Below are 25,004 nucleotides of genomic sequence, written 5' to 3' on the forward strand. Positions count from 1 at the left end.
TACTCATAAATGCTGAGCAAATATGTTTGAAATCAATCCTATCAAAAACCGCCTACAGGATGTGTCTGAACGCACAAATATCCTGAGGGGGTATCTTTGACTATGACGCTAAGAAAGAGCGTCTAGAAGAAGTCAACGCAGAACTTGAACAACCGGATGTCTGGAACGAACCTGACCGTGCACAAGCACTGGGTAAAGAGCGTGCCTCACTGGAAGCGGTTGTTGAAACCATCGACCTTCTTGACCAAGGTGTAGAAGACGTAGACGGTCTTCTAGAGCTTGCGGTGGAAGAAGAAGACCAAGAAACGTTCGATGAAATTGAACCAGAACTTGCTGAGCTGGAAGCCAAGCTAGAAACGCTTGAGTTCCGCCGAATGTTCGCCGGTGACCACGATGCATCAGATTGCTACATCGACTTGCAATCGGGCTCGGGCGGTACAGAAGCGCAAGACTGGACCAACATGATGCTACGCATGTATCTACGTTGGGCAGAAGCGAAAGGCTTCAAGACCGAGATTATCGAAGTATCAGAAGGTGAAGTTGCAGGCCTTAAAGGCGCAACAGTGAAGGTATCGGGCGAGTATGCTTACGGCTGGCTACGCACAGAAACGGGTGTTCACCGTCTGGTTCGTAAGTCACCATTTGACTCAAGCGGCCGTCGTCACACTTCATTTGCTTCTGCGTTTGTTTATCCAGAGATTGATGACAACATTGATATCGAGATCAACCCATCTGATCTTCGTATCGACGTCTACCGCGCTTCTGGTGCGGGTGGTCAGCACGTTAACACCACGGAATCTGCGGTTCGTATTACCCACGTTCCTACTAACATTGTGGTTCAGTGCCAGAACGATCGTTCTCAGCATAAAAACAAAGACCAAGCGATGAAACAGCTTCGTGCAAAACTGTTCGAGCATGAACTGCAGAAGCAAAACGCAGAGAAGCAAGCGAACGAAGATGCGAAATCTGACATCGGTTGGGGCAGCCAAATTCGCTCTTACGTACTTGATGATTCACGCATTAAAGACTTGCGTACTGGCATTGAAAACCGCAACACTCAAGCGGTTCTTGATGGCGACTTGGACAAATTTATCGAAGCTAGCCTAAAATCAGGCCTGTAAGCTTTTCACCACTTTTAAAACAGGATACATCGAAAATGACTGATGCTGTTCAAAACGAAAACGCACAAGAAGCCTATTCACCTGAAGAGAACAAGCTGATCGCTGAGCGTCGTAGCAAGCTGGATCACATCCGTAAAAGCTGCAAAGCTAACGGCCACCCAAATGATTTCCGTCGTGAGCACCTTGCAGGCGACCTTCAAGCGGAATTTGGTGAAAAGACAAAAGAAGAGCTAGAAGAGCTAAACCACGTAGTGGCTATCGCGGGTCGTGTTATGGCTAAGCGTGGTCCATTCCTAGCGATTCAAGAAACCTCTGGCCGTATCCAAGCATACGCAGCAAAAGATGTTCAAAAAGAGCTGAAAGAAAAATACCAAGGTCTTGATATCGGTGACATCATCGGTGTGAAAGGTGCGCTGCACAAATCTGGTAAAGGCGACCTATACGTCAACATGGAAGAGTACGAGTTGCTAACTAAAGCACTTCGTCCACTACCAGAGAAGTTCCACGGTCTGACTGACCAAGAGATGCGTTACCGTCAGCGTTACGTTGACCTAATCGTTAACGAAGACTCTCGTCACGCATTCATCATTCGTTCTAAGCTGGTGTCATCTATCCGCAACTTCATGAGCTCAAAAGGCTATCTGGAAGTTGAAACGCCAATGATGCACGTGATCCCTGGCGGCGCGACTGCACGTCCATTTATCACCCACCACAACGCGCTTGATATCGACATGTACCTACGTGTTGCACCAGAGCTTTACCTAAAACGTCTGGTAGTCGGTGGCTTTGATCGCGTATTCGAGATCAACCGTAACTTCCGTAACGAAGGCCTATCGCCACGTCACAACCCAGAATTCACTATGATGGAGTTCTACCAAGCGTACGCTGACTACAAAGATCTGATGGATCTGACGGAAGAGATGCTAAGCACGGTAGCGATGGATGTTCTAGGTTCAACGTCAATGCCTTACGGCGATGAAACGGTTGAGTTTGGTGGCACTTACGCTCGTATGAGCATGTTTGAAGCGATCAAACACTACAACCCGGATCACGTTGAAATCCAAGCACTAACAGAAGAAGACCTAACTAACCGTGACAAGATGGTTGCTATCGCGAAATCGGTTCACGTTGAAGTTGAATCTTTCTGGACCTGCGGTCAGCTTCTGGAAGAGATCTTTGGTGAGACGGCTGAGCCTCAGCTTATCCAACCAACGTTCATCACTGGCTACCCAGCGGATATCTCTCCACTGGCGCGTCGTAGCGATGACAACCCATTCTTCACTGACCGCTTCGAGTTCTTCATCGGTGGTCGTGAAGTAGCGAACGGTTTCTCTGAGCTTAACGATGCAGAAGACCAAGACGCACGCTTCAAAGCGCAGGTTGATGCGAAAGACGCGGGTGATGACGAAGCGATGTACTACGATGCAGACTACATTACTGCACTTGAGCACGGTCTACCACCAACAGCGGGTCAAGGTATTGGTATCGACCGTCTTGCGATGCTGTTTACCAACACGCACACGATTCGCGACGTGATTCTGTTCCCGGCAATGCGTCCTCAACAGTAATTCCAAGCGGTTATTGAATCTGACAAAGCCTCTCCTAGGAGAGGCTTTTTTCATGCCAAATAATCAGTCACATAAGTAGAAAAGTCAGAAATCGTGCACTAGTCTTAATTCTGAGACAGTTGTGGTTGTGTTTCTTGCGATAGCTCTATTTGATAGCTAGGGTGAATTCAATAGAATTAATAAGTTGAATCTAAAAACAATAATAAGGAATTATGTGATGGGAAGTGAATTTCGAATGGATTCTATCCCCGGCTCACTCGTTGTAGTGGGGGGAACCTACGAGCCATGGCTATCTGTGTTAGAGCAGGCCGGATGGCGTTGCACACAATGTTCCGATCTGCGTAAAGCGGACGCGTTGTTTTCAGAGATAGGCCCGTGTATTGGTATCGTCGACCTAACCAGAGATGATTTCAGTCTCAATGGTATTGCCAAGCTGGTGAGTACACACAAACAAGTGCGCTGGATTGCCTTTATTCGAGAATCACAACTCAGCTCGGACACTATCTGCCAGTTTATTGTGAATTTCTGTATCGACTTCTTTACGACGCCAATTCCTGACTCACGACTGATGAGTACAATCGGCCACCAACTTGGAATGCTCAAGCTGGAGCAGCGAGTGTGGCCGCATAACAGTAAAGACAGTGATCTGGGATTGGTTGGCCAATCGTTGCCTGTGAGACGTTTGCGAGATCAAATCAGACGCATTGGTCCTACGGACGTGAGCATCATGATTCATGGTGAGGTGGGTTCAGGCAAAGAGTCCGTCGCGAAAGCGATTCATCGCTGTTCATCTCGGTCGCAAAAGCCCTTTATTGCCGTGAATTGTCGTGCGTTTTCTGATGCCCGTTTCGAAAATGAGTTCTTTGGTATGCACGGGAGCGATCAACCGTCGCTTATCGATCAGGCATCAGGCGGAACGATCCTGTTGAATGACATTTTTACCTTACCTCCAAAGCAGCAACTCAATTTACTGAAGTTTTATCAAGATGGTCAGATAGAAACTGAATATGGCATCAAAGAATTTGATGTGCGCATTTTAGCGGCCGATTCATCCGATATTGAGAAGGCATTGGGTGATGGTATGTTCAACGAAGAGTTGTTCCACTGTATTAATGTGTTACGCATTAATGTGCCGAGTCTTAAAGAGCGTGCAACGGATATCGGATTGCTCGTAGGTCACTACATCAGTCAGTTCGCAAAGGAGTTTAATTCTCCTGTGAAGTCTATTGACGATGATGCCTTGAAGTCATTAACCTATTATCACTGGCCGGGTAATGTCAAAGAGCTGCTGAATCAGGTCAAGCGTGCTGTACTCATGGCAGAGGAAGAGGTTTTGAGTAAGAAACACTTTGAGTTGCCGGGGACTTTCTCTGGCAAACGAAGTCTTAAGAGTATCCGTGAGCGTTCTGAGCGAGATGCGTTAATTTTGGTGCTGGACAGCCACAATGGACAGGTAACGCTGGCGGCTAAAGAGTTGGGAATTTCCCGAGCGACTATGTACAGGCTGTTAAATAAGCATAACCTGATAACGGAAGAAACGATGTAATAGAAAAAGGCGCTCATGCGTCTTTTTTTATATCCGTTGACAAATACCACTCAGATTACAATTATTTTGTGAAGCCACTCGCGTTACGACAGAGTCATACAATCTTTGGTTGTTTTATTTGTATGTAAAATGATCCACCAAACATTGAGTGATATTGAGTATATATTGAGGTGGTGAGCGATTCATTGTAACTATATTGGAACATTACTTTGTTTTGACATTCTTTGTAACATTTCTGTTGAACTTATCATCATATTGCATAAGAATTGACCGTGAGCAAGGCGCTCAACCTTTCAAATTTTTCGGATTATTAAGTGAGTATGGAGGCACAGAAAATGATGAAACGTATTTCTTTTATCAATATTTGTGCTGATCGATTTACTCATGCAGATCGCAAGTGGTCAGATCTATCTACCGTAATGGTGGCAGATAAACCCGCTGCGACATCAGCAAAAGCTTAATTAATCCGTAACCTCAAGAGGCTGCGGAATTAGCAGTCACATGAGGCAAACCCAATATTATCCTCTGACGCTATTTCTGCTCCTCTGAATATTAAAATTCAGGAGATTATCATGCGTACATCAATTTATTTAACAGTGGCAACTTGGTTAATCAAAGCAGACATCCATAAGGAAGAACGTGAATGGAAACGACGCTACCGTCGCAATGCCCATGAGCTACCTCTGTACAGCGAGCACTTACTACGAGACATCGGTCTGGACACAGAAGGTCGTCCTCTTGGTCATGTAGCTCCTCCACACGTAGTCGCGAAACGCAAAACTCGTCACCTTCGTCGAGAGTTGCATTCTAGAATAGCGACGTAACCAAAGGGCGGAAGGCCTGATAACCTTCCGCCCACAAAAATCAATTCAAACCGAAAACTAGGGGCAAGGATTAGAATACTTCGCCCCTATTTCATGAAGCTGCTCCAGCAGCTCTTCAGTCAGAACAACATCAAGACTTTCAATATTACTTTTCAGTTGCTCAAGGGTGGTGGCGCCAATAATATTGGAGGCAACAAATGGGCGCTGATTTACAAAGGCCAGAGCCATTTGAGCCGGATCCAAACCGTGCTCCTTAGCCAGGTCGACATAGGCCTGAGTAGCCTCAATACCCTGTGGGGTAAAATAGCGAACAAAACGTTCGAACAGGCTACACCTGGCGCCCTCAGGTCGTTGGTTGTTGAGATATTTACCACTGAGGCAACCAAAAGCAAGAGGCGAATATGCGAGCAGTTCAACGCCTTCATGGTGGCTAATTTCAGACAGTCCGATTTCAAAGCTACGATTCAGCAAGTTATAGGGATTCTGAATGGAAACGATACGAGGTAAATTGTGTTTCTCTGCCAACTTCAGCAGAGTCATTACTCCCCAGGGTGTTTCGTTAGAGACTCCGATATAGCGAATTTTCCCAGCGTTAATAAGTTCATTTAATGCCTCTAATGTTTCTATTAACGTGATTTCTTCATTGCCTTCCGGATAAGGGTAATTTAACTGACCAAAACAGTTGGTTCTTCGTTGTGGCCAATGCAGTTGATAAAGATCGATATAATCAGTTTTTAATCGGGTCAGACTGTCGTCGATCGCCTGATGAATATTACGGCGATCCAAACTCATATTCTCTCGAATATAGGGGACATTTCTTGGGCCCGCGACTTTTGTCGCAACGATGACTTTCTGACGTTTATCAGAATGCTTCAGCCAGTCACCGATGTACTCTTCGGTTAACCCCTGACTTTTTCCATTAGGCGGGACAGGGTACATTTCCGCCGTATCGATAAAGTTGATGCCCCGCTCAACAGCAAAGTCGAGCTGATCGAATGCGTCCTGTCTGGTGTTTTGCTCACCATAAGTCATGGTCCCGAGGCAAATCTTACTGACTTCGAGTGAAGAATGCGGGAGCTTATGATATTCCATTGAGCCTTCCTTAGTTGTCGTTTTTATCCACTATATACCGAAGTCATCCTCATTTAGCAAAATATCTGTTCAAATAGTACGCAAGGGCGTTATTTTGACTAAACTGGAGTGTATCAGTAACGCATTATCCACGGTATTAGGAAGGAGGTGGAATATGCAAAAGCATCAGCTCGATCGGTGGTTACACGGACATCATAAAGACACTTATAAACCGCCTAAAGTCTTTGTGATAGGTTGCGCTGATATTTCACACTATCTGTTAGCAGTGGAATACAAGCATAAGCTTGAGCCAATCAAAGAGGATGATGAACCGATTCATTTTGACTCTTTAGACTCAGTAAAAGAAGCACTCTATCGTCTGGGGGTAGAAAAAGCCTACCTTCGACTGCATAACGCTTATGATGAATGCGGCAGTGCGGAGATGAACCGGTATTGCGATATTGAGCTCAACTTACATTGAGTGGCCATTAGACAAAGTAACGTTTTAAAATGTATCCAGTGAAACTTGCTCTTAGGTAAAAGCCGCGGGGCAAGGTTTTAATGGGCTGCCCTGAGGCTCCGTAGGCTTCGGTTTTGACGCGGCTGTTCGCAGCTTTGGGGCGAATTTGCAATACCTCACCACTGTGTGCCGTGATCTGATTGACCTGTCCGAGCGTGATCAACTCCATCAGTTCTTCCCAGTCGTTTTTTAGCATGGTTTCCTCTTCTTCAGAGGGACTCCAAATGAGTGGAGAACCGACATGGCGCTCAGCGACGGGTATTTCACGCTCCCCTTCTACGGGTAACCAAAGCACGCGAGAAAGCTTATTACGGATATGGCTAGTTTCCCAAGTCAGCCCTGTGACGCCCGTCAGTGGGGCGACACAGACAAAGGTGGACTCGAGAGGTTTGCCACTGTAACTGATTGGAATACTTTTGAGTTCCACACCAATCTCCGGAAAATCCTGAACCGGTTTGCTGCCTGCTTTCGCCCCCAGATGCCATTCGAGCAACTGACCTACCCAGCCTTTATCTCGTTTAAGATTCTCCGGTACGATCATGTTCGCTTGTCGGGCTAATTCGCCAAACGTCATGCCAGCGATGTCTCGCGCGCGTTGTAACAGTTCAGTTTCTGAAGTAGGAGTGGATTTCATCGTATTATCTGATGGTTCAAGCAGTGACTGGAGTAGCGTCATTCTATCATGGCGGGGACGTTTTTCCGCGAACAAAAAAAGATCAGCCTGGCGCAAAATTGATCTATTACTGAGTTATCCACAGATGTAGGGCTGCAAATTAGATAAATACGACAATCTGTATGAATAAACAGGTGTTTTTAGTAAATTAACGCTTGAAAAATCGCAAAATACTCGGAAGCTTATCTATCGCATGTGGATAAAACCCGGAGTGATGGATCTTTAACCGATCTGATTTGTTGAGCAGATATTGGTTGTTGAAAAATGAACTTGGCCTTTGGTTTGTTTTTAATTGCCTGAAAATTAATGATAATTTATTAATTTGTTTTGTCTTTATTCTAATTTCGGGTTCTGTTGCTGTTCAAAAAGTCACTAAGATCATAGATTCTTCACATGGTTATTCACAGAAAAGGTGAATAAATGTGGGCTAGGTCTCATTGTCGTGTTGATAAGTGAGGTGAAGTACGAAACTTATCCAGTGAGCATCTATTTAATGGGAATTGTTCAAATTTACGGGTCTCTATGTTTGCTCAACATGGGGATATGTGGAAAAATCACAGTAACGAAAATTTAATTGAGGTTGGCCAGTGATAGATGGCGATGGTTACCGACTCAATGTTGGTATTGTGATCTGTAACAACCATGGTCAGGTCTTCTGGGCTAAACGATACGGACAACACTCATGGCAATTTCCTCAGGGTGGTATTGACGAAGGTGAATCCCCTGAACAGGCCATGTATCGAGAATTATATGAAGAAGTGGGATTGACCAAAAACGATGTCAAAATCGTTGCAGTGAGTCGCCACTGGCTAAGGTATAAGCTCCCTAAGCGCTTGGTGCGTTGGGATTCGAAACCTGTTTGTATCGGACAAAAACAGAAATGGTTTTTACTGCGTTTGGATTGCGATGAATCAAAAATCAATATGCAGCGTGGTAATTCCCCTGAGTTTGATGGTTGGCGTTGGGTAAGTTATTGGTATCCGGTGAGGCAAGTTGTGTCGTTTAAGCGAGACGTTTACAGGCGTGCAATGAAGGAGTTTGCGTCTTTAGCGATGCCATTTAAGGAACGCAAATTTAAAGGTAAGAGAAAGCACCGAAGAGGGTAAGTATGCTATCGCAACTAAGGGACATAGTTGAGCACGTATCAAAAGTAGAAGACGTGCACGCCGCCCTCGAGATCCTTGTACAACAAACATGTGCAGCCATGAACACAGAGTGCTGCACGATTTATCTTGCTAATGAAGATAAGCAGCGTCTGGAGCTAATGGCAACTCAGGGGCTGACATTCAAAGGCGATACTATCCATATTGGCTTCGATGAGGGTCTGGTTGGGTTGGTGAAACGAACCGCTGAACCCATTAACCTGGCAGAAGCCGCTAATCATCCTGCCTTCAAATTCTTCCCTGAACTGGGGGAGGATGTTTATCATTCTTTTCTTGGCACTCCCATTATCCATAGAAAGCAGGTATTGGGTGTACTGGTGATCCAGCAGAAATCTTCGCGTCAATTTAGTGAAATGGAAGAGTCGTTTCTGGTGACGCTCTCGGCACAAATAGCGGTACTGATTGCCCATGCTACGGCGCAGGGACATGGATTCTTTGATGACAATAAAACTCAGGTCATTAAAGGCATCGGTGCTTCATCCGGTGTCGCTATCGGTCCGATTTGGTGGGACAACACGCAACCAGATTTGAACAATGTTTTTCCAGCGTCAACACTGGATGTCGTCCGAGAACATGAAATTTTGTCGGTGGCCATTGAAGATGCGCTTGCTGATTTTAAGCGTATGCGTAAAAAGCTCGACCATGAGTTGAACAAGGACGCACTGGCGATTTTTGACCTCTTCACTCACTTGTTGAATGACCCCATGCTGCGCAACGATCTCAAGGCCCAGATTCAAAAGGGCGACAGAGCGGATTGGGCACTCAGGCAGGTCGTAGAAAGCTACGCTAATCGTTTCGCTAAAATGTCTGATGTTTATATGCGTGAGCGAGCTCAGGATGTCAAAGAGCTCGGGCAGCGATTACTGTTCTTTCTGCACAATACCGAGCAGCCTTTGCATGAGTTTAGCGAGCCAGTGATTTTAGTGGTTCGTGAGTTAACGGCTTCTATCTTGGCATCGGTACCGAAAGAACAACTGCTTGCAGTGGTGTCGTTAGAGGGAGCGGCCAACTCTCATGCAGCAATTTTGTCGCGCGCGATGGGGATCCCTGCGGTGATGGGGGTAAATACCAACCCAGAAAGGCTCAGTGGCAAGTTAGGTATTGTCGATGGGTACAGTGGTGAGATCTTCCCCGATCCGAGTAATGAGTTGTTACTGGAATACCGTGAACTGGTGACCGAAGAATCGGAACTGTCACACATGGTAGAGCAGACAGTCAATCTCGAGGCCAGTACCCAGGATGGTAAGCGCATTCAGGTGATGCTCAATGCCGGCCTGAGTGCAGATACCAGTATTTCGATTAACAAGGATGTCGATGGTGTCGGCCTGTACCGGACTGAAATATCGTTTTTGCTTCAACAGCAGTTTCCTTCCGAAGAAGAGCAGGTTCAGCAGTATCGCTCTGTGTTGGCATCCTATCCGACAAAGCGTGTGGTGATGCGCACCCTCGATATTGGTGGGGACAAAGCGTTGCCTTATCTCCCAATCGATGAAGACAACCCATTTTTGGGTTGGCGTGGAATACGATTTACTCTCGATCACCCAGACATCTTCCTGATTCAGCTTCGGGCGATGTTGCGTGCCAGTATCGGGCTGAATAATCTGAGCATCTTGTTACCCATGGTCTCTTCTGTACAGGAGTTAGATGGCGCTATTGATCTGATCGATCAGGCTTTTTATGAGGTTTCGGAGCAGTATCCGCAACTGGAAAAACCACAAATTGGTGTGATGATCGAAGTGCCGTCGATGCTCTATCTGTTGCCTTTTATGGCCCATAAAATGGACTTCGTATCTGTGGGCACCAACGATCTGACCCAGTACCTGTTGGCCGTTGATCGCAACAACGCGCAGGTGGCTGACATTTATGAAACCTTGCATCCATCCGTATTGGCTGCGATGAAACATATATTTGAAACCTGTCAGGCGCATAATTTACCCGTATGTATTTGTGGTGAGTTGGCAGGGGACCCCATTGGGGCGCTTTTGCTGGTGGGGTTGGGATATGATGCGCTCAGTATGAACACCTCTAACGTAGCAAAAGTGAAATACCTGCTCAGACAATGTTCGCTCAAAGAGTTGCAACAACTTGCTGACAGAGCATTGATACAGCCTTATGGGGAAACCATATATAATCAGATGCGTGATTATTTTGAAGATAAAGGCTTAGCAGGCTTTATTCGAGCAGGCAAATCTTAACTAAAATGTCTTTGGTAACTGTGTGAATTATGAATTAATTTTGCTGCTGCTGGCTTTGGGCGCAGTCGTTGGCACTATGTCTGGCCTGCTTGGTATTGGCGGAGGCTTGATCGTCGTCCCGGCTCTGGCGTTTCTTTTGCCCAAGTTTGATATTTCCGGTGATTTGGTGATGCAAATTGCCCTTGCGACTTCTCTTGCATCCATCATCATTACTTCAGGCTCGTCAGCGCTCAATCATTTGAAACTGGGCAATGTCGATCTGTTTGTCATTAAGTGGCTGATGCCTGGCGTTGTGATTGGTGGGTTTGCGGGATCTAATTTTGCTGAATGGATCCCATCTCAGTATTTGCCACGGGTATTTGCGTTGATTGTACTGGCATTGGCGGTTCAGATGTTTCTGTCGTTAAAATATCAGTCAACCCGTCAGTTGCCATCTCCATTTAAAACCACTTTTTACGGTGCCGGGATTGGTATGATTTCCAGTTTGGCTGGAATTGGTGGTGGCTCAATGTCAGTGCCATTTCTCAGTAAACATGGCGTTGAGATGCGAAAAGCGGTAGGCTCTTCTTCAGTTTGCGGTTGTGTAATTGCGATGTCGGGGATGGTTGGATTTATTATGCATGGCGCGAGTGTTGAAGAGCTGCCGCCATACAGCATCGGTTACGTGTATTTACCCGCACTGATTGCCATTGCCGCCACGTCCATGCTAACAACGCGTTTTGGTGCAAGACTCGCCACAAGTATGCCAACTCCGAAACTTAAAAAGATTTTTGCAGTCTTTCTATTGTTTGTATCATTTTCAATGATGTTTTAGTTCGATATTAAACCAGATTAAGTGAGCGATTTATGTCTCAGGGATATATTCAGTTTCCTAATATAGACCCAGTTCTTTTTGAACTCGGTCCCCTCTCGATTCGATGGTACGGCTTGATGTATCTCGTTGGTTTTGCCTTTGCCATGTGGTTGGCGAACCGTCGTGCCGATAAGCCGAATTCAGGCTGGACTCGTGAGCAGGTGTCCGATTTGTTGTTTGCGGGTTTTCTAGGGGTCGTTATTGGTGGCCGGGTGGGCTATGTGCTTTTCTATGGCTTTGACGAGTTGATTCGTGACCCTTTATACCTGTTTAAAGTGTGGACTGGTGGCATGTCATTCCATGGAGGCTTACTTGGTGTGATTACTGCTATGTTCTGGTATGCCAGAAAAAATGGACGCACCTTCTTCAATGTTGCAGACTTTATTGCACCGTTGGTGCCATTTGGCCTCGGCATGGGACGACTTGGGAATTTCATGAACAGTGAGCTTTGGGGACGTGTAACAGATGTCCCTTGGGCGATTGTTTTTCCAAACGGGGGGCCACTGCCTCGCCATCCTTCACAACTGTATGAGTTTGCGCTTGAAGGTGTGGTGTTGTTCTTTATCCTGAATTGGTTCATTCGCAGACCCCGCCCGGAAGGAGCGGTATCAGGGTTATTCTTGCTCGGGTATGGTACATTTAGGTTCTTGGTGGAATACGTACGTGAGCCAGATGCTCATTTAGGCTTGTTTGGCGGGTATATCTCAATGGGGCAGATCCTGTCGTTACCTATGGTGATTATCGGTTCACTGATGGTGGTTTGGGCTTATAAAGTCAACGGACGCCACACAAACAAAGTATCAAAATAATAGGAATTGTCGTGAAGCAGTATTTAGACTTGTGCCAGCGCATTGTTGACGAAGGCGTTTGGATTGAGAATGAACGTACAGGAAAACGCTGCCTGACGGTCATCAACGCCGATCTGACGTATGATGTTGCGAACAATGCTTTCCCTCTTGTAACGACACGAAAGAGCTTCTGGAAGGCAGCGGTAGCGGAACTACTGGGTTATATTCGTGGCTACGATAATGCAGAGGACTTTCGTAAACTGGGCACCAAAACCTGGGATGCGAATGCGAACCTGAATGAGGCTTGGTTGAACAACCCTTATCGTAAAGGTGAGGATGACATGGGGCGTGTTTATGGTGTTCAGGGCCGAGCGTGGGCTAAGCCGGACGGTGGTCATATTGATCAACTGCGCAAGATAGTGGATGACCTGAAGAAGGGTGTCGATGATCGTGGTGAAATCCTGAACTTCTACAATCCGGGTGAGTTTCATATGGGGTGCTTACGCCCATGCATGTACAGTCATCACTTTTCACTTTTGGGTGATACGCTTTACCTCAATAGCACTCAGCGCTCTTGTGATGTGCCGCTGGGACTCAACTTCAATATGGTTCAGGTGTATGCCTTTCTTGCCATCATGGCCCAGATCACGGGTAAGAAACCCGGTCAGGCCTATCATAAGATTGTTAATGCGCATATTTATGAAGACCAGCTTGAGTTAATGCGAGATGTGCAGTTGAAACGCGAGCCACTGGCAGCGCCGACCTTCCACATTAACCCTGAGATTAAATCTCTTGAAGATCTGGAAACCTGGGTGACACTCGATGACTTCGAGGTGGAAGGCTATGAGTGTCATGAACCAATCCGCTATCCTTTCTCTGTATAACTCTGTCTTTCGATAAGATAACTAAAACGCCGAGCGGTCTGCTCGGCGTTGTGCTATTTACCAGCTGATAGCTTCTCGTTCGGTAAAGAAGCCTGCCGTTGGGCCATCTTCTTCCAACGTTGCAAGCCAAATAGCGGTATCTGCCCCTTCTTTCGGGGATTTCAGTTTGATGTTATCACCGTAATCGGGAAGTTCGTCGAGGTTCATTCCCGAGTCGACCCAGCCCGGGCAATAGGAATTGACTTTGATGCCATAAGGCTCGAGCTCTTTGGCGAACAATACCGTATTGGCGTTGACACCTATCTTCGAAGACTGATATGCGGCACAGATATCGTCTTTGATTGGGGAGGCCATATCGGACAGTTGTGACAGCTGGGCCGCCTGACTGGAGACATTAACGATACGGGCGTTATCTGACTTTTTAAGCAATGGTGTCAGCGAGCGAGTCAGTAAGAACGGGCCGATTTGATTTACCTCGATAACTCGGCGGTAGGTGTCTTCGTCTATCAGTGAAGGGTGCAAGCCAAAGTCCACCAGAATCGAGGCGTTGTTCACCAATACATCCAGCCGACCAAACTGCTCTTCAATCTTGTTGGCGATGGCCGGAAACATAGATGACATCGCAAGGTCAATTTTCAGGTGTGAGGCCAGATAACCCTTCTGTCTGAAGTCATTAGCCAGAGAAGCACAGGATTGAATGTCTGCCATGATGACATGAAACCCTTGCTCCATTAGTAGCTCAGAAGTGGCTAAGCCTATTCCCTGAAAGGCTCCGGTAACTAACGCGATTTTCTGCATAACTGACCCTTATGATGAACTTCATTCAGGTCAGTCTAGCGATAGGCAAAACAAATAGTGAGTAACAAAGGGGATGTTACTCTGAGGTTACTTTTCGGACTTGGTTTGCCGCAAACTATCAGTCGTAATAAGCGTCCTCGATGATTTCTTCTTCGACCACTTCTTCCTCAACAATGTCTTCCTCAATCACATCTGTTGCTACTTCACAGGCTTCCTCATCGTATGCACCGTCAATGGTGCCTGCTACGGCTCCGGCGCCACCGCCAATGGCTGCGCCTGCCGCTGCACCCGATCCGCCGTCAACGATGCCGCCAACAACAGCGCCAGTAATCGCACCATCCACGGCACCATCAATCGCACCTTCCGCTGTCTGGTCACAATAGTAGGCATAGCTGGGAGAGGCAATAATCAATGTTAGGGCGAGAAGGCAGTGTTTCATGTCATGATTCCAATGGGTTAGAGAGAGCTATAGCCTAAACAAAGGTAAGATTTTATTTAAGTAACAAGGTGTTAGGCTTAGGTCATTTTTGAGTATGTTTATTGTTGTGGTCTATTGGTACGGCGAAACGTTAACCTTGGGGTATCGTATTCGCGCTTGCATGAAGTGAACTTGCGAAGCCGAAGAAGAGTATTCCATAATGAAGGAAAGCCGATTGAGGAATGTGGTATGCGCATATTGATAGGAGTATTGGTGGTGATGCTTGCAGGTTGCAGTAGTGGCCCTGATGAAGTGAAAGTGGCGGATGAAAGTTTGCTGGTGGGTTACTCTATGGCAAAAAGCAATCCATCGGCCTATGCCGGACAGTCCGCACGTTGGGGGGGGATTATTGCAAAACTCACTAACCCGACATCCAACAGCAGTGAACTGCAAATCAGTCAGTTTGAACTGGATTCTAAGCATCGTCCAGATGAAACTTTGCAGGGCTCAAGTCGCTTTGTGGTGAAGGTCGAACGTTTTTTGGATCCCAGCGTCTTTGTGCAAGGCAAACCGATGACTTTTGTTGGTGAGATTGAGGGCGCTGAAGTGATTGAGGTGGGAGAGCAGACGCTGACAGTGCCTGTAATAAAAGCCGTTAACTATTACTTATGGACAGAGGACAATAAGATAAAAACCTACTATGTGGGTGATCCCTATTATGACTATTACTATGACCGCTACTATTATTGGGACTATGTGGATGACGTAGACATTATCGACCACTATGATGCCTATGACTATGGTGATTTCTGATAAAAAAAGCCCAACTGCATGCAGTTGGGCTTTTTCAGATTGGGCTTGTGATTACGCTGTCATTGCTAAGATAGAACCAGGAATGACCACGAAGATAGAGACCAGATAACCTGCAACAACCGCTTTGTTTTTGATAGCCATATCCGAGATATAGTCTGCCCCTTTGACTGGCAGTTCACGCAGGAATGGAATACCAAAGATTAAGATAGTTGCCATCACATTGAAGATCAGATGCACCAGTGCAATTTGCAATGCGAAGACTGCAAACTCACCCGATACCGCTGTCGCTGCAAGCAAACCTGTAATACAGGTACCGATGTTTGCGCCCAGAGTAAATGGATACACATCACGAACCTTCAGAGTACCAGAGCCGACAAGTGGGACCATCAGACTGGTAGTTGTCGATGAAGACTGTACCAGAATAGTGACGATAGAGCCTGATGCGATACCGTGTAGTGGACCACGACCGATAGCATTCTTAAGAATTTCACGTGCACGACCGACCATTAGGCTCTTCATCAGTTTACCCATCACAGTGATAGCGACAAAGATCGTTGCGATGCCCAGAACAATCAGCAACACACCGCCGGTTACGCTGCCAAATGAGCTTAATGGCTCCTGGATAGCGCTCACAACTGGTTTCGTGATTGGCTTGATGAAGTTAAGACCCTTCATGCTCATGTCGCCAGTAGACATCATTGGCGAAACCAACCAGTTTGAAATTTTCTCAAGGATGCCAAACATCATTTCCAGAGGTAGGAAAATTGCGACAGCGAGCAAATTAAAGAAGTCGTGAATCGTTGCACTGGCAAAAGCGCGTTTAAATTCGGTGTTGCAACGAACGTGACCAAGGCTCACCAGCGTGTTAGTGACGGTTGTACCAATATTGGCACCCATAATCATTGGGATTGCTGTAGTGACAGGAAGGCCACCCGCTACCAGACCAACGATAATTGACGTCACAGTACTAGAAGACTGAATGAGAGCGGTAGCAACCAGACCAATCATCAGGCCCGCTACTGGGTGAGAGGCAAACTCAAACAGAACTTTCGCATGTTCGCCTGTCGCCATTTTAAAGCCACTGCCTACCATAGAAACGGCAAGTAGTAGTAAGTAAAGCATGAATGCCAAGTTAGCCCAGCGTAGCCAGCGAGTCGTACTCGACATTGGAGTCGCAGCTGTTGTTGCTTGGTTCATCATAGTTTTCTCCATTTGGCCTGTGTCTTTCATTGATTGGCCTGTTGTTGAATCTGAGGCGATAGTAGAGCTCAAATATTACAGAAATATGACGTTTGTATTTCTTCATGCATCATCTGCGACTTTTGACCGTTTTTTGCACAGTTGGTGTTTGATTTTGATGGTTAAGTCATTGAATTATATGAATTCTATTATTCAGGAGAAAAAGAGATTAATTTGAAGTCATTGATGAATTATTTCGATTTCAGAGCCTAACTCTAAGTTTTATATGACAATTAGTGGTGCTTTGTGACAATGGAAAGTTCGGTATTTGTAGTTATAATTCTATAAAGATAAGGTTTTATCGAAGATTGTTGGTTGGAGTGGATTTTGTTATAAAAGACGCTCATTACTTTTAGGCGGTATAGCATGTCACATCTTAACTATAACCATCTCTATTATTTTTGGATGGTCTGCAAACAAGGTTCGGTTACTAAGGCTGCGGATGCACTTTTTCTCACCCCGCAGACCGTGACCGGGCAGATCAAAGCGCTCGAAGAAAGAATGGATGGAAAGCTCACCAAACGAAATGGGCGCAGTGTAGAGCCGACAGAGCTTGGGCAGTTGGTGTATAAATACGCGGATCGCATGTTTGGTTTAAGCTATGAAATGCTGGATATCGTCAACTACAGTCAGCGCTCCAACGTGCTGTTTGATGTCGGTGTTGCGGATGCTCTGTCCAAGCGTTTGGTAAGTAAAATTTTAATGACCACGATCCCAGAAGACAACAGCATCCATCTTCGTTGTTTTGAGTCAACCCATGAAATGCTGCTTGAACAACTTTCACAACATAAACTGGATATGATCTTGTCTGATTGCCCTGTCGATTCCAGCCAAAGCCCGGGTCTCTTTAGTAAAAAACTAGGGGAAAGTCGAATGAGTTTTTTCACCTCTGGTTATCTGGACAACGTCAGCTTCCCGGAAATTCTGGAGCACAGGCGACTGCTTATTCCAGGGAGCCGTACCTCTATGGGGCGTAAAGTTCTGCAGTGGTTCGATCAACAGGGTATTCAGCCCAATATTCTTGGAGAGTTTGATGACGTCGCATTAATGAAAGCATTCTCTATGTATAAAGAGGATGTGATTTTCCTGGCACCTAGCATTTATATGTCTGAGATGAGAGATAAGCGTAATCTGCAGTTGATTGGCGATATTGAAGACATCAAAGAAGAGTACTACGTAATTTTTGCTGAGCGCATGATTCAGCATCCAGCGGTGAAAAGTGTGTGTGAGGCGGATTTTACCGATTTACTGGCATTCTGAGTTTGGATTCAGGTAACAAATTAATAAAGATCCGCACACTAATTTAAACAAAGCGCTATTCACATGATTTTATCCATGTAAAATGTGAGCAAAGGTACGGATTTATTGCTTAGAACATGCTTGCTTGCTCAGGCATGAACGGCACGAAAGGTCGATGAAGAAATAGAGGTAGAATATGAACTTGCAGGAGATGGAAAAAAACGCATCACAAGCGGTAGTTCTCCTTAAAGCGATGGCAAACGAGAGACGCCTGCAAATTCTGTGTATGCTCCACAACACGGAGCTATCAGTGGGGGAGTTGTGTGCTCGATTAGAGTTGAGCCAATCTGCATTATCGCAGCATTTAGCGTGGTTGCGCCGTGATGGGTTAGTGTCTACAAGAAAAGAGGCTCAAACGGTCTACTATACGTTGAGCAGCAAAGAAGTTCGTCAAATGATTGAACTGCTACATGGCTTATACTGCAGCACAGATTGATTTAATGTTTTGCAGAAACAAAAAAACCGGCTTAAGCCGGTTTTTTAACACAATACAAAGTCTATATTATAGAGCTTTGATTGCCGCAGTGAAGCGAGCCTTGTGACGAGCTGCTTTATTCTTGTGAATAAGGCCTTTAGTCGCCATACGGTCAAGGATTGGAGTAACTGCTGCAAATGCAGAAGTTGCTGCTTCTTTGTCGCCAGCTTCGATAGCTGCGATTGTTTTCTTCATGTAAGTGCGCATCATAGAGCGACGGCTAGCGTTGTGCTGACGACGTTTCTCAGCTTGGATAGCGCGCTTCTTAGCAGATTTACTGTTTGCCAAGGGTCTAACTCCCAAAAACTTAGTTCGGTGACAATTTAAGGGCGAGGAATATCCCTCATTTGCGCTTAATTGTCAAATGATTTGTGCAAAAACCCGACGATATAAAACAATTTTTGATATCTGTGGGCTATCGCGGTTAAGATGGCGGGGATTCTAACAGTATTTTTCGACCAATGCTAATACTAATCCTCTCTTCAATAACAAAGGCTATTGAAACCGATAAATAGCAGGCATTGGCTAGGTATTTCCGAGGTTATTGTGAGTAAACGCCTTTTAAAGTCAGGCATGATTGTTAGTGCCATGACGTTGGTGTCTCGAGTTCTAGGACTAGTACGAGACGTAGTGGTTGCCAACCTTATGGGAGCAGGGGCAAGCGCGGATGTGTTTTTCTTTGCCAACAAAATCCCCAATTTTCTGCGCCGACTCTTCGCTGAAGGTGCATTTTCGCAAGCATTTATTCCTGTTCTAACCGAGTATCATGCTTCGGGCGATAAAGACAAAACCCGAGAGTTAATTGCCAAAGCATCAGGAACCCTGGGGGTGATCGTCACTATAGTCACACTACTGGGTATTATCGGTTCAAGCGTGGTGACGGCCCTATTTGGCTTTGGCTGGTTTCTTGACTGGTTGAACGGCGGTCCGGCAGCGCCTAAGTTCGAACTGGCCAGTCTGATGCTTAAAATCACCTTTCCTTATCTTTGGTTTATTACTTTTGTCGCCCTGTCGGGGGCTATTCTGAATACGCTGGGGAAATTTGCCGTCTCTTCTTTTACCCCGGTGTTTCTTAATGTGATGATCATTGCCAGCGCCTGGTTTATTTCACCGAACCTGAATCAACCAGAAATCGGCCTGGCTATTGGGGTGTTTTTAGGTGGTTTTGTTCAGTTCGCTTTCCAGATTCCTTTCCTTATTAAAGAGGGGGTCCTGGTTAAGCCTAAGTGGGGCTGGCGTGACCCGGGTGTCGTAAAGATCAGAACCTTAATGATTCCGGCTCTCTTTGGCGTCTCTGTGAGTCAAATCAACTTACTGTTTGATACCTTTATTGCCAGTTTTCTTGCTACGGGCTCCATCAGTTGGCTTTACTATTCAGATCGTTTACTGGAGTTTCCTCTGGGCCTGTTTGGTATCGCGATTGCTACGGTCATTTTGCCTGCGCTATCACGTAAACACGTTGATGCTCACAACGAAGGGTTTGCCCATACGATGGACTGGGGAGTACGCATGGTGATCCTGTTGGGCTTACCGGCCATGTTGGGGCTGATGGTGTTGGCGAAACCGATGCTGATGGTGTTGTTTATGCGAGGAGAGTTTACGCCGCATGACGTGGAGCAGGCGTCACTGTCTTTGTTGGCTTATGCGTCGGGTCTGCTTAACTTTATGCTGATTAAGGTGCTTGCGCCTGGTTACTACTCTCGTCAGGATACGAAAACACCCGTGAAGTACGGTATTGTAGCCATGGTGTCTAACATGGTATTCAATGCGATCTTTGCTTATTTCTATGGATACGTCGGACTGGCAATGGCGACGGCTTTGTCTGCCTTTATAAATATGGCGTTACTGTATCGAGGCCTGCACCTGCAGCAGGTGTATCAGGTGACCCGACAAACCATTGGATTTGTTGTTCGCTTAATACTTGGTGCGGCGGTGATGGTGGCCGTTATACAATGGCAACTTCAGGATATGCAACAATGGCTAAGCTGGGGGCTGTCTGAGCGTGTCTTCACCCTTACGGGACTCATCGTTTTGGGGGGCGTTAGTTATCTGCTTACTCTGCTTTTATTGGGAATTCGAGTCAAAGACTTAAAAGCAGCGACAGATTAACAATGATTGGTTATAATCCGTCGGTTTCACACAAGTATAATTTACTCAAGCAGGTGGTTTAGTCGTTTCATGGAACTCATTCGAGGCATACATAACCTTAAAGATCAGCACCATGGCTGCGTATTAACCATTGGTAATTTCGATGGCGTGCACTTGGGACATCAACGTGTTCTGGAGCAAGTCAAGCAGAAAGCAATGGCTTTAGGATTACCTGCCGTCGTCATGACGTTCGAGCCTCAGCCGATGGAGCTTTTTGCTAAAGATAAAGCCCCAGCCCGACTGACTCGCTTGCGCGATAAATATGAACTGCTTGAGGAAATGCAGCTAGATCGCTTGCTATGTGTTAATTTCAATCAACGTTTTGCCAGTTTGTCACCTGAGTCTTTTATCCGAGACTTGTTGGTAAATAAATTGGGTGTTAAGTTCCTTGTCGTTGGCGATGATTTTCGCTTTGGCAAAGGGCGCGAAGGAAACTTCAACATGCTCAAGCAGGCGGGCGAAGAGTTCGGCTTTAAGGTCGTGAACACCGCAAGCTTTTGTGTGGAGCAAACTCGTGTCAGCAGCACAGCTATTCGTCAGGCTCTGGCCAATGATGAATTGGATGCGAGTGCGGAAATGTTAGGGCGCCACTATACCCTGTCGGGAAGAGTGGCTCACGGCCAGAAACTGGCGCGTGATTTTGGCTTTCCAACGGCTAACATTTCGTTAAAACGCTATGTTGTACCTGTTCGTGGTGTGTATGCGGTACAGGTGATGGGTGTTGACAGTTCACCGCTGCCAGGTATTGCCAATATTGGTAAAAAACCAACGGTAGCGGGAACGACACCAGATTTAGAAGTGCATATCTTTGACTTTGAAGGCAACCTTTATGGTAAGCAGATCGAAGTAGCACTTCTGCATAAGATCCGTGATGAGAAAAAGTTTGAGTCACTGGAGCTGCTTAAGCAGCAAATAGAATTGGATGCTGAGGTAGCAAGGGTGTGGCTACGTCAGTTCGAGGGTTAGCGGAAGATTCCACCGCTAACATAATGTCTAACTTTCGCCCAATACAACGGAATTAAGAATCGATGAGTGAGTATAAAGATACCCTGAACCTACCTGAAACAGGGTTTCCTATGCGCGGTAATCTGGCCAATCGTGAGCCAGAAATGCTTAAGCGCTGGTATAAAGAAGATCTTTACGGTGAGATCCGTAAAGCTAAGAAAGGCAAAAAATCCTTCGTTCTGCACGATGGTCCTCCATACGCGAACGGTGACATTCATATTGGTCACGCTCTAAACAAGATTCTTAAAGACATTATTATTAAATCCAAAACACTTTCAGGTTTTGACGCACCTTACATTCCTGGCTGGGATTGCCACGGTCTACCTATCGAACTGATGGTAGAAAAGAAAGTCGGTAAGCCAGGTCAAAAAGTGACGGCGGCTGAGTTTCGCGACAAGTGCCGCCAATACGCGGCAGGTCAGGTTGAAGGTCAGAAAGAGAGCTTCAAGCGTCTTGGTATTCTTGGTGAGTGGGACAAGCCTTACCGCACAATGGATTTTGCTACTGAAGCAAACATTATCCGTGCACTGGGTAAGATCGCGGATAACGGCCACCTACTAAAAGGTTTCAAACCAGTACACTGGTGTACAGACTGTGGCTCTGCATTGGCAGAAGCAGAAGTTGAGTACAAAGATAAAGTGTCCCCGTCTATTGATGTTCGTTTTAAAGCGGCTGATGAGGCCGCTCTGCTGGCTAAGTTCTCGCTAACCGAAGGCCATGAAGGTCAGGGTAATATTTCTATCATCATCTGGACTACGACGCCTTGGACACTGCCAGCAAACCGTGCTGTGTGTCTGCGTGACGATCTGGAGTACGTGCTAATCCAAACGGAAGGCGACAACCCAGAGCGTATTATCGTGGCTTCTGAGCTGGCGAAAGACGTGATGGATCGCGCAGGTATCGAGCACTTCCACAACCTTGGTTTTGCGAAAGGTGCGGATCTAGAGCTTTCCCAATTTAATCACCCATTCTACGACTTCACCGTTCCGGCGATCCTAGGCGATCACGTGACAACTGAGTCTGGTACTGGTGTGGTTCATACTGCTCCTGGTCACGGTCAAGAAGACTTCGCTGTCGGTCAAAAATATGACCTAGAAGTGGCTAACCCAGTTGGCTCAAACGGCGTTTACCTGCCAGATACTGAGTTATTCGCTGGTCAACACGTGTTTAAAGCCAACGATGCCGTTGTAGAAGTACTGAAAGAGAAAGGTGCGCTACTTCACCATCACGCGTACGAGCACAGCTACCCACACTGCTGGCGCCATAAGACGCCAATCATCTTCCGTGCCACACCTCAGTGGTTTGTGTCTATGGATCAAGCGGGTCTACGTGCTAAAGCACTAGAGTCGATCAAAGGTGTTGAGTGGATGCCTGAGTGGGGCCAAAGCCGTATCGAAGGTATGATCGAAGGTCGCCCTGAGTGGTGTATCTCTCGTCAGCGTACCTGGGGTGTGCCAATCGCTCTGTTCGTTCACAAAGAGACAGCAGAACTTCATCCAAACTCGCTAGAGCTGATTGAAAAAGTGGCTCAGCTGGTTGAAGAAAAAGGCATTCAAGCTTGGTGGGATGTAGAAATTGCAGACCTACTAGGTGATGACGCAGACCAGTACGAAAAAGTTCTGGATACACTAGACGTTTGGTTCGATTCTGGTGTGACGCACTACTCTGTTGTTGACTCTCGTGAAGAGTTTAACGGTAACAGTGCCGACCTATACCTAGAAGGTTCTGACCAACACCGTGGTTGGTTCCAGTCTTCACTTATTTCATCTATTGCGATGAAAGACGAAGCGCCTTACAAGCAAGTGCTAACGCACGGCTTCGTGGTCGACGGTCACGGTCGCAAGATGTCGAAATCTATCGGTAACGTTGTTGCGCCAAAAGATGTGACTAACAAGCTGGGTGCAGATATCCTGCGTCTGTGGGTTGCATCGACTGATTACACTGGCGAAGTTGCGGTTTCTGACGAAATCCTAAAACGTTCCGCAGATGCTTACCGTCGTATCCGTAACACTGCGCGTTTCTTCCTGGCAAACCTGAACGGTTTCAACCCAGAAACTGACCTGGTATCAGCAGAAGAAATGGTGGCACTGGATCGCTGGGCTGTAGGCAGAGCGCTAGCGGCTCAAGAAGAGATCGTGAAAGCTTACGGTGAGTACAACACGCACGGCGTGACTCAACGTCTGATGCAGTTCTGCTCTATTGAGATGGGCTCGTTCTACCTAGATGTTATTAAAGATCGTCAGTACACTGCAAAACTGGGCGGTCACGCACAGCGCAGCTGTCAGACGGCTCTTTACTACATCGTTGAAGCGTTGGTTCGCTGGATGGCACCTATCATGTCGTTCACCGCTGACGAAATCTGGAACGAAATGCCAGGTCAACGTGATAAGTTTGTATTCTCGGGTGAGTGGTTTGAAGGTTTGTTCGGTCTTGCTGAAGGCGAAGAGCTAAACAACGAGTTCTGGGCAGAAATACAAACCGTTCGTGATGCAGTGAACAAGCAGCTAGAAGCGGCTCGTAGTGAGAAGACCATTGGTGGTGCATTACAGGCTGAAATCACCTTGTTCGCTGATGACGCGCTGCTAGCGAAGCTTGGCAAGTTAGAAGATGAGCTGCGTTTCGTATTGCTAACGTCTGCGGCAACCGTTAAGTCAGTATCTGAAAAGACAGATGCGGCGAAGGCGACCGAACTAGAGGGTCTATTCGTTGAAGTTGCTGCGACGGAAAACGAGAAGTGTGACCGCTGCTGGCATCACACACCAGACGTAGGCACGATTGCGGGTCACGAGAAGATTTGTGGTCGCTGCGTGTCGAACGTAGACGGTGAAGGCGAAGTTCGTAAGTTCGCTTAATTGTAAGCTAATCGGAACTTTTCAAAGATTTGACAGCCCCAGTTTTTACTGGGGTTGTTTTTATCAGCTAACTGATTGAACATATAATTCATTGAGTGTTTGCTACTCAAGGTAGCGAGAAAGGAAACAGATGAGCGAAACAGCAATCACATTTCGACAATCAGGTGTCCGTTGGCTGTGGCTAGCGGTGGTGATTTTTATTGCTGATATCAGCATCAAACTCGTGGTCATGGATAGCATGGGCTACGGCTGGGCGAATCGAATTGAGATCTTGCCTTTTTTCAATCTGCTTTATGTCCATAACTATGGCGCAGCATTTAGCTTTTTGAGCGATCAAGCGGGTTGGCAGCGCTGGCTGTTTACTGGTATTGCGTTTGTCGTAACGGGCATGCTGACCTACTGGATGAGCAGACTTCCGGCAAAGGAGAAGTGGAACAACATTGCTTACGCGATGATCATCGGTGGAGCAGTAGGCAATGTATTTGATCGTGTTGTCCATGGTTTTGTCGTTGACTACTTGGACTTCTACTGGGGCAGTTATCATTGGCCTGCTTTCAATCTGGCCGATATGGCGATTTGTATTGGCGCTGCGATGATTATTATCGATAGCTTTCGCAGTAAAGAGCAAAACTAGCGTAGATAATGAATAACCTTAAGCGCTGTGCGTTGATATGCACGGCGCTTTTTTATATAACAAGACATAACAATAAACGAGTCGTCGATAGACTCGATAACAGCACAAGGAAGCAGT

24 protein-coding genes are annotated in these 25,004 nt (G+C 46.4%); 18 read left to right on the forward strand and 6 right to left on the reverse strand.

Translation table 11 applies throughout. From position 1 onward, the window contains the following. Positions 1-22 precede the first annotated feature (22 nt). The 5 genes from prfB to C4S60_RS04215 all read left to right on the forward strand — a co-directional run bounded on the left by prfB (position 23) and on the right by C4S60_RS04215 (position 5,059). A protein-coding gene (gene prfB, locus C4S60_RS04200) for a peptide chain release factor 2 (protein ID WP_103879088.1) occupies positions 23-1,121 on the forward strand; the annotation gives its coding sequence in 2 pieces (ribosomal slippage) (positions 23-97 and positions 99-1,121; 1,098 coding nt in all). Between the two features lie 35 nt (positions 1,122-1,156). Then, entirely contained in the window at positions 1,157-2,689 is a 1,533-nt protein-coding gene (gene lysS / locus C4S60_RS04205) for a lysine--tRNA ligase (protein ID WP_103879089.1), read from the forward strand. Between the two features lie 217 nt (positions 2,690-2,906). After that, on the forward strand, positions 2,907-4,235 hold the full coding sequence (locus tag C4S60_RS04210) for a sigma-54-dependent transcriptional regulator (RefSeq protein ID WP_103879090.1): 1,329 nt from the start codon (positions 2,907-2,909) through the stop codon (positions 4,233-4,235). A 335-nt stretch (positions 4,236-4,570) separates the two neighbouring features. Then, complete coding sequence (locus tag C4S60_RS23845) at positions 4,571-4,696, forward strand: hypothetical protein (RefSeq protein WP_279626934.1); 126 nt, start codon at positions 4,571-4,573, stop codon at positions 4,694-4,696. Between the two features lie 111 nt (positions 4,697-4,807). Further along, positions 4,808-5,059 (forward strand): DUF1127 domain-containing protein, encoded by a 252-nt coding sequence (locus C4S60_RS04215; protein ID WP_103879091.1) that lies wholly within the window; start codon positions 4,808-4,810, stop codon positions 5,057-5,059. Positions 5,060-5,116: 57 nt separating this feature from the next. On the opposite strand, the gene C4S60_RS04220 is transcribed toward C4S60_RS04215, so the two are convergent. Beyond that, positions 5,117-6,151 (reverse strand): NADP(H)-dependent aldo-keto reductase, encoded by a 1,035-nt coding sequence (locus C4S60_RS04220; protein WP_103879092.1) that lies wholly within the window; start codon positions 6,149-6,151, stop codon positions 5,117-5,119. A 154-nt stretch (positions 6,152-6,305) separates the two neighbouring features. Between C4S60_RS04220 and C4S60_RS04225 the strand changes: the two genes are divergently transcribed. Next, entirely contained in the window at positions 6,306-6,611 is a 306-nt protein-coding gene (locus C4S60_RS04225) for a DUF6482 family protein (RefSeq protein ID WP_103879093.1), read from the forward strand. 7 nt (positions 6,612-6,618) lie between these two features. On the opposite strand, the gene mutH is transcribed toward C4S60_RS04225, so the two are convergent. After that, entirely contained in the window at positions 6,619-7,284 is a 666-nt protein-coding gene (gene mutH / locus C4S60_RS04230) for a DNA mismatch repair endonuclease MutH (protein WP_103879273.1), read from the reverse strand. A gap of 626 nt (positions 7,285-7,910) precedes the next feature. Here mutH and rppH point away from each other — a divergent pair. Genes rppH through C4S60_RS04255 form a run of 5 tightly spaced genes read left to right on the forward strand, consistent with a single transcriptional unit; the run spans position 7,911 to position 13,206 of the window. Then, positions 7,911-8,429 (forward strand): RNA pyrophosphohydrolase, encoded by a 519-nt coding sequence (gene rppH / locus C4S60_RS04235; RefSeq protein WP_103879094.1) that lies wholly within the window; start codon positions 7,911-7,913, stop codon positions 8,427-8,429. A gap of 2 nt (positions 8,430-8,431) precedes the next feature. Further along, on the forward strand, positions 8,432-10,681 hold the full coding sequence (ptsP, locus tag C4S60_RS04240; RefSeq protein WP_103879095.1) for a phosphoenolpyruvate--protein phosphotransferase: 2,250 nt from the start codon (positions 8,432-8,434) through the stop codon (positions 10,679-10,681). 22 nt (positions 10,682-10,703) lie between these two features. Further along, positions 10,704-11,495: a sulfite exporter TauE/SafE family protein gene (locus C4S60_RS04245; protein WP_103879096.1), complete on the forward strand. Its 792-nt coding sequence runs from the start codon at positions 10,704-10,706 to the stop codon at positions 11,493-11,495. Positions 11,496-11,527: 32 nt separating this feature from the next. Continuing rightward, a complete protein-coding gene (gene lgt / locus C4S60_RS04250; protein ID WP_103879097.1) occupies positions 11,528-12,343 on the forward strand; it encodes a prolipoprotein diacylglyceryl transferase in 816 nt (271 codons plus the stop codon). Between the two features lie 11 nt (positions 12,344-12,354). Continuing rightward, complete coding sequence (locus C4S60_RS04255) at positions 12,355-13,206, forward strand: thymidylate synthase (protein ID WP_103879098.1); 852 nt, start codon at positions 12,355-12,357, stop codon at positions 13,204-13,206. 57 nt (positions 13,207-13,263) lie between these two features. Here C4S60_RS04255 and C4S60_RS04260 read toward each other — a convergent pair whose 3' ends face one another. Together C4S60_RS04260 and C4S60_RS04265 are read right to left on the reverse strand one after the other, a co-directional pair. Continuing rightward, the gene (locus tag C4S60_RS04260) at positions 13,264-14,004 is read right to left on the reverse strand and encodes an SDR family NAD(P)-dependent oxidoreductase (RefSeq protein WP_103879099.1); all 741 of its coding nucleotides are present in this window, start codon (positions 14,002-14,004) and stop codon (positions 13,264-13,266) included. Between the two features lie 118 nt (positions 14,005-14,122). Further along, a complete protein-coding gene (locus tag C4S60_RS04265; protein ID WP_103879100.1) occupies positions 14,123-14,443 on the reverse strand; it encodes a hypothetical protein in 321 nt (106 codons plus the stop codon). A 228-nt stretch (positions 14,444-14,671) separates the two neighbouring features. On the opposite strand from C4S60_RS04265, the gene C4S60_RS04270 reads away from it, so the two are divergent. Further along, a complete protein-coding gene (locus C4S60_RS04270) occupies positions 14,672-15,235 on the forward strand; it encodes a Slp family lipoprotein (protein WP_103879101.1) in 564 nt (187 codons plus the stop codon). 51 nt (positions 15,236-15,286) lie between these two features. On the opposite strand, the gene C4S60_RS04275 is transcribed toward C4S60_RS04270, so the two are convergent. Next, complete coding sequence (locus tag C4S60_RS04275; RefSeq protein ID WP_103879274.1) at positions 15,287-16,432, reverse strand: Na/Pi symporter; 1,146 nt, start codon at positions 16,430-16,432, stop codon at positions 15,287-15,289. 408 nt (positions 16,433-16,840) lie between these two features. Here C4S60_RS04275 and nhaR point away from each other — a divergent pair, with 408 nt between their 5' ends. Then, positions 16,841-17,734 (forward strand): transcriptional activator NhaR, encoded by an 894-nt coding sequence (nhaR, locus tag C4S60_RS04280; RefSeq protein WP_103879102.1) that lies wholly within the window; start codon positions 16,841-16,843, stop codon positions 17,732-17,734. Between the two features lie 175 nt (positions 17,735-17,909). Continuing rightward, positions 17,910-18,209 (forward strand): ArsR/SmtB family transcription factor, encoded by a 300-nt coding sequence (locus C4S60_RS04285; protein ID WP_103879103.1) that lies wholly within the window; start codon positions 17,910-17,912, stop codon positions 18,207-18,209. 66 nt (positions 18,210-18,275) lie between these two features. Here C4S60_RS04285 and rpsT read toward each other — a convergent pair whose 3' ends face one another. Further along, positions 18,276-18,536, reverse strand: coding sequence for a 30S ribosomal protein S20 (gene rpsT, locus C4S60_RS04290; protein WP_103879104.1), 261 nt, complete (start codon positions 18,534-18,536; stop codon positions 18,276-18,278). Positions 18,537-18,794: 258 nt separating this feature from the next. Between rpsT and murJ the strand changes: the two genes are divergently transcribed. The 4 genes from murJ (at position 18,795) to lspA (ending at position 24,887) form a co-directional block, all read left to right on the forward strand. Then, positions 18,795-20,357 carry a murein biosynthesis integral membrane protein MurJ gene (murJ, locus tag C4S60_RS04295; RefSeq protein WP_167390955.1) on the forward strand — a complete coding sequence of 521 codons (1,563 nt, stop codon included), beginning with the start codon at positions 18,795-18,797 and terminating at the stop codon, positions 20,355-20,357. 69 nt (positions 20,358-20,426) lie between these two features. After that, a complete protein-coding gene (ribF, locus tag C4S60_RS04300; protein ID WP_103879105.1) occupies positions 20,427-21,362 on the forward strand; it encodes a bifunctional riboflavin kinase/FAD synthetase in 936 nt (311 codons plus the stop codon). A gap of 62 nt (positions 21,363-21,424) precedes the next feature. Continuing rightward, the gene (ileS, locus tag C4S60_RS04305; protein WP_103879106.1) at positions 21,425-24,253 is read left to right on the forward strand and encodes an isoleucine--tRNA ligase; all 2,829 of its coding nucleotides are present in this window, start codon (positions 21,425-21,427) and stop codon (positions 24,251-24,253) included. Between the two features lie 130 nt (positions 24,254-24,383). Further along, positions 24,384-24,887, forward strand: coding sequence for a signal peptidase II (gene lspA / locus C4S60_RS04310; RefSeq protein WP_103879107.1), 504 nt, complete (start codon positions 24,384-24,386; stop codon positions 24,885-24,887). Positions 24,888-25,004 lie beyond the last annotated feature (117 nt).

Origin of the sequence: Vibrio hangzhouensis (assembly GCF_900107935.1) — a bacterium.
Lineage (GTDB): Bacteria > Pseudomonadota > Gammaproteobacteria > Enterobacterales > Vibrionaceae > Vibrio > Vibrio hangzhouensis.

Bases quoted from the DNA above. Each gene is read 5' to 3' on its own strand.
- lysS (WP_103879089.1), top strand. From the start codon at position 1,157: ATGACTGATGCTGTTCAAAACGAAAACGCACAAGAAGCCTATTCACCT.
- C4S60_RS04265 (WP_103879100.1), bottom strand. From the start codon at position 14,443: ATGAAACACTGCCTTCTCGCCCTAACATTGATTATTGCCTCTCCCAGC.
- C4S60_RS04210 (WP_103879090.1), top strand. From the start codon at position 2,907: ATGGGAAGTGAATTTCGAATGGATTCTATCCCCGGCTCACTCGTTGTA.
- lspA (WP_103879107.1), top strand. From the start codon at position 24,384: ATGAGCGAAACAGCAATCACATTTCGACAATCAGGTGTCCGTTGGCTG.
- lgt (WP_103879097.1), top strand. From the start codon at position 11,528: ATGTCTCAGGGATATATTCAGTTTCCTAATATAGACCCAGTTCTTTTT.
- ptsP (WP_103879095.1), top strand. From the start codon at position 8,432: ATGCTATCGCAACTAAGGGACATAGTTGAGCACGTATCAAAAGTAGAA.
- C4S60_RS04260 (WP_103879099.1), bottom strand. From the start codon at position 14,004: ATGCAGAAAATCGCGTTAGTTACCGGAGCCTTTCAGGGAATAGGCTTA.
- mutH (WP_103879273.1), bottom strand. From the start codon at position 7,284: ATGAAATCCACTCCTACTTCAGAAACTGAACTGTTACAACGCGCGCGA.
- ileS (WP_103879106.1), top strand. From the start codon at position 21,425: ATGAGTGAGTATAAAGATACCCTGAACCTACCTGAAACAGGGTTTCCT.
- C4S60_RS23845 (WP_279626934.1), top strand. From the start codon at position 4,571: ATGATGAAACGTATTTCTTTTATCAATATTTGTGCTGATCGATTTACT.
- C4S60_RS04225 (WP_103879093.1), top strand. From the start codon at position 6,306: ATGCAAAAGCATCAGCTCGATCGGTGGTTACACGGACATCATAAAGAC.
- C4S60_RS04285 (WP_103879103.1), top strand. From the start codon at position 17,910: ATGAACTTGCAGGAGATGGAAAAAAACGCATCACAAGCGGTAGTTCTC.
- C4S60_RS04215 (WP_103879091.1), top strand. From the start codon at position 4,808: ATGCGTACATCAATTTATTTAACAGTGGCAACTTGGTTAATCAAAGCA.
- nhaR (WP_103879102.1), top strand. From the start codon at position 16,841: ATGTCACATCTTAACTATAACCATCTCTATTATTTTTGGATGGTCTGC.
- C4S60_RS04270 (WP_103879101.1), top strand. From the start codon at position 14,672: ATGCGCATATTGATAGGAGTATTGGTGGTGATGCTTGCAGGTTGCAGT.
- C4S60_RS04220 (WP_103879092.1), bottom strand. From the start codon at position 6,151: ATGGAATATCATAAGCTCCCGCATTCTTCACTCGAAGTCAGTAAGATT.
- C4S60_RS04275 (WP_103879274.1), bottom strand. From the start codon at position 16,432: ATGAACCAAGCAACAACAGCTGCGACTCCAATGTCGAGTACGACTCGC.
- ribF (WP_103879105.1), top strand. From the start codon at position 20,427: ATGGAACTCATTCGAGGCATACATAACCTTAAAGATCAGCACCATGGC.